The 503-nt window shown below is 60.8% G+C and carries 1 protein-coding gene; it reads right to left on the reverse strand.

Annotation, left to right across the window (positions count from 1 at the left end; translation table 11 throughout):
* On the reverse strand, nucleotides 1-503 hold a 503-nt coding region (locus tag BM70_RS0130985; RefSeq protein WP_025859600.1), incomplete at both ends, for a transposase.

A 503-nucleotide genomic window follows, 5' to 3' on the forward strand; every position in this document is an offset into this window, starting at 1 on the left:
CCTTTCGACCCAGACGGGATATCCAGCGTTGTAGACGCTGGTCGTCCGGCTGCTCTGAATCAGGTCGTATCTGCCTTAAAACGGCATGCGCCCCCTGGATCGCCAGGCTGCGCAAGTAAGCATCGCCATTCTTGCTCATCTTGCCTAACCGGACCTTCTCGCCGCTGCTGTGCTGGCTGGGCACCAACCCAAAGTAGGCGGCAAACTGCCGAGCATTGGCAAAGCGTTCAGGCTCGGTCTGCTTGGCCAGCAGCGCGGTGGCGATAATCGGACCAACACCGCGTACCGTCATCAGCCGCTTCGCCGTCTCGCTCTCTTTCGCCGCTGTTTCCAACCGACCGGTCAGCACGTTGACACGCTCGCCCAGTTGACCCCATTCGGCCCGCAGTTCGGCGATCAATTCACGCAACAGATCGGGCAAGGGCTGAGTGGCATCCTCCAGTATTCGAGGCACAAGCTGGCTGATGGCTATTTCGCCCTGCGCCATGGCCACGCCATGCTCC

The sequence above is a fragment of the Pseudomonas sp. CHM02 genome, assembly GCF_000612585.1.
Taxonomy (GTDB): domain Bacteria; phylum Pseudomonadota; class Gammaproteobacteria; order Pseudomonadales; family Pseudomonadaceae; genus Aquipseudomonas.